The organism is Sulfurovum sp. bin170, assembly GCF_010892395.1.
In the GTDB taxonomy this organism is placed as follows: Bacteria; Campylobacterota; Campylobacteria; order Campylobacterales; family Sulfurovaceae; genus UBA1140.
On the sequence record NZ_JAACKB010000215.1, the window covers coordinates 1 to 4,070 of the forward strand.

Sequence of the window (4,070 nt, forward strand, 5' to 3'; positions counted from 1 at the left end):
AATATCTCCTCTGACCTCATCACCCATAGTAGTTGATGCTGTACCATCCCGTTTAGAGTAAGTAAAGGCATGTATATGTGTCAAGGGAAGCGTCTCCACCCTCTCTATCGCCTCTCTCCAAGAGACCTCATCCTCCCCAGGGTGTCCGACTATATAGTCTGTACCTAATGCATAACCATAAGAGGCTAACTCTTCTAAAAGTTTTATATCACTCCTAAAATCATTTCTCCTATTCATAAGAGTCAGCATCTTGTCACTTGTATGTTGCAGAGCAATATGTAGATGTCTTGCCATCCAAGGCTCGTGAAGTAGCTCTTTGAACTCATCATCTATCTGTATCGGCTCCAAGCTACCGATACGAATCCTTCGAACTCCACGGATATATGAGATTTTTTTGAGCAGTTTAGCCATAGATGAGCCTTGCACTCGTCCATAACTACCTACATTGGTTCCTGTCAAGATAAATTCACCAAATCCATTGTTAGCCAACTTCTCTATTTGGATTAAAATATCCTCTTCTCTATGACTCCTTGCCCCACCCCTGACAGAGGGGATAATACAGTATGAACAGTCAAAATCACAACCCTCTTGAATCTTGATAAACGCCCTACTCTTACCTATAAAGTTCTCAACTATTGTAGAGTCAATATGGTTCAAATCACCAATCTCATAAAAAGGTTTTTGACTTTTTAAGATGGTGTTAATATTCTCTTTTTCAGAGTGTCCCATCACCCCAAAAACTTTTTTGGACTCAAATAGAGACTCACCTTTGGAGTGAGAACCACAACCAGCCAAGACAACTCGTGCTTTAGGATTTTTTCGATTTGCTCCATTAATATAAGCTCGTACAGATGAGTCTGCACCATTGGTAACTGTGCAGGAGTTGACCATAATAACATCAGCCTCCCCCTCACTCATAGTCAACTCAAAATCTCTGAGCTTTGACATCATAACCTGTGTATCAAACTGATTGGTTCGACAACCAAAGGTCTTAAAATAGACTTTTTTCATCTCTAATAGAGTCCCCAATCATCTGGCTTATATCTAGTTTTAGGCTCATTTCCATGCTCTTTATTAAACTTATCTTTAAATATATCACTCTTTGACTTAAGCTCCTTTGGTGCTACTTTATCCAAATATAGTGATTGACTTGGGAATGCGATAGAGATTCTATCCTCTTCCCTAATCTTAGAGAGTATCTCCATAGATATAGTACTTCTAAGCGTTAGCGTTGCATAGGCATTAGTCAGATACCAAACTGATATACGCACTCCATTCTCATCTAAAAAAGCAAAAATTCTAGGCTCAACAGATGTATTTCGCATACTATACTTACTTCGTAATTTATTAAGTTGCTTTCGCGTCATATCTGTATAACCTTTGGAGTATTTTCTACTCACCTCTTTGGCAATACTCTGTGCTTTTACTACATCTGAATCGAATGTTATCATAAAATCAATCCCATCCCAAACTGTTTTGAGTCCAGAGTGAGAGTAGTTGGCAATCATATCTGTAAAGATATAATTATTGGGTACAAAAAGAATCCTACCTGCCCGTCTATTAATCATATCTGTTGTGAGAGTTACATCCTCATGTAGAGTCATACGAAGTAAGGATATATCAACAACATCTCCTACATACTCATTTCCATCTTTGGCAACTTTGATTCTATCTCCCACATGAATAGAACCAGAGAATATAATAACAAGCCACCCCATCATACTCATAAACCAATCTTTTAGAGCAATAGCGATACCTGCTGATGCAAAAGCCAAAATATTGGCCAAGTGACTAACATTCTCCAAATATGAGAATAACAGTATAAAGAACACTATGGTGATAAAGACAAAGTTTAGTGCTTTATTGGTGGTATAAAATAGCTCATTTTCAGACATATACTTTCTGACTAGATATTTAATAAAGAAAAAAATCAACAACAGAAAGAGAATAGTCGCACCAATAGCAATACCCTTCTCAGCCTCTTTTTTTATAGAGCTTTTTATTTTAAGTTTCATATCTGATATATTTTTCTTTAATAAATCTTGATTAGATTTAAAAATCTCAAGATTACTATTATATGCATCAATCTCTTTAGATAATAACTCAATTGCATCAGTATACTTCTCCTGTGAGATATTCATATCTCTATTGAGAACCACAAGCTTCATTAAAATACGATTTTTATTATAAAGCTTTGCTACTATCTCTTTTAGAGCTATAAACCTACTACTGTAATCCTCCTCTACGGCTCTAAGATGTTTCTGAAAAGATATAGCTGATATAATATTGAGAGGACTCAACACCTCAGGAGCCTTACCTAAATCATCTGGTGCCAAAAGTTTTTTAAAGGGATCCTCTTTATAATCCTTAAGTTGGATTATCGTTCCTTTAGCAGTTTTATAATCATCTTTATACTTCTTAAGTGCTTTCTCCTCTTTTTTAGTCAACTTGGATCTCTTTTCAAAATCCTCTATACGACTATTTAAGTTAATTAGCGTAAACTCTAAACTTTTATAGGTCTCATGGTTAGAGTAGACATTAGACCACATACTGTTTTGTTGAAGATAAGCATCAATACCCTCTAAATCTTTTAAAAGATTAGTTTTTATTCGAGTAAGCTCTTTTAATCTCTCCTGCTCTAACCTCTTCTTCTCAAACTCTGCATCTCTCTTTCTCTTCTCTAAAATATCCTCTTCCGTCATAGACTCTTCAATCTTGACTTTTTTCTCTTCTTTTTTGACTTCAATATCTACTACAGGAGAGTTACCAAGGTCAGATATTATTTTAGAAACCCTATCAGTAATATTTAAATCAGCAAAAAGAGTATGAGTTGCCAACAGAAAAAGAAGAAATATCAGTCTCATATTAATACCCTTTTTATAATATCCACATCAATATCATCTCTAACCTCAAAAGCACCAATTCCATTTGGCAAAATAAATTTTATTCTGTCATTAGCACTCTTCTTGTCCAAGAAAAACTTATCATAAAAAGCATCAATATCTTTCACCTCATACTCCACAGGCAGAGAGTGCTTCAAAAGAAGAGCTTCTACTCTATCCATCTGCTCGACACTCATCAATCCCAACTCATGAGCCAACCGATTTGCCATCACTATACCTATAGCAACAGCCTCTCCATGCAGATACTTTTTATACTCTGTCTCATTCTCTATCACATGAGCAAAAGTATGACCATAGTTTAACACTGCTCTTATCCCTGCCTCTTTCTCATCTTGGTTTACTACCCAAGCCTTTAGCTCAACAGAGCGTTGTATCACCTTCTCCAAAGTAGATTTATCAGACAAATTGGCACCTTCAAGATACTCAAAATAGTCAGCATCAAACATCACTGCCATCTTGATAATCTCTGCCACACCTGCTGAAAACTCTCGCTTTGGCAATGTATCCAAAAAATCCGTATCTATATAAACTGCTTTTGGCTGATAAAATGCGCCTATAAGATTTTTCCCAAACCTATTATTAACCCCTGTCTTGCCACCCACACTAGCATCAACTTGCGAAAGCAGAGTAGTTGGAATCTGAATAAAACCTATACCTCGTTGATACAGACTTGCCGTAAAACCTGTCATATCACCTATAACACCCCCACCAAAAGCGATAAGTTGTGACTTTCTATCTAATTTTTTACTGAAAAGTTCATCTAATATATCTACAACCGTATCAAGATTTTTATATTTCTCTCCATCTGGAACAGTCACAACATGTAGCTCTTTACACTCAATCTGACTAAGAAGTTTCTCAAGATGCAGAGCTGAAACTGTAGGATTGGTAACAATAGCCACCTTGGTATCAAAAGAGAGTTTAGGTAGTCTATCTATAGTAACGGCATACTCTACAGTGCCACTATTTTCTAACTGAATTGGGATAATCATATCTATTTAAGCCTAGTATATTTTTAGAATTATTTTATCTTAAATTTACTTAATCAGAAGTTGTGGGTGTTGAAAGGTCTACAAAAAATTTATGTTTTTAATAATATTCATATCTTTTTTATGTTTTCTTTCGATACTATTAGAAATAAAAAAGGACAATAAGAAATTATGAAAA

The 4,070-nt window shown here is 35.5% G+C and carries 3 protein-coding genes; all 3 read right to left on the reverse strand.

What is annotated here, in order from left to right:
* Positions 1 to 1,011, reverse strand: a 1,011-nt coding sequence (mtaB, locus tag GSY74_RS05100; protein WP_164664027.1) for a tRNA (N(6)-L-threonylcarbamoyladenosine(37)-C(2))-methylthiotransferase MtaB, incomplete at its 3' end; no start/stop codon positions are given.
* A 2-nt stretch (positions 1,012 to 1,013) separates the two neighbouring features.
* Entirely contained in the window at positions 1,014 to 2,864 is a 1,851-nt protein-coding gene (locus GSY74_RS05105; protein WP_164664028.1) for a mechanosensitive ion channel family protein, read from the reverse strand.
* A complete protein-coding gene (gene aroB, locus GSY74_RS05110) occupies positions 2,861 to 3,895 on the reverse strand; it encodes a 3-dehydroquinate synthase (protein ID WP_164664029.1) in 1,035 nt (344 codons plus the stop codon). The genes GSY74_RS05105 and aroB overlap by 4 nt, the downstream gene beginning before the upstream one ends.
* Positions 3,896 to 4,070 lie beyond the last annotated feature (175 nt).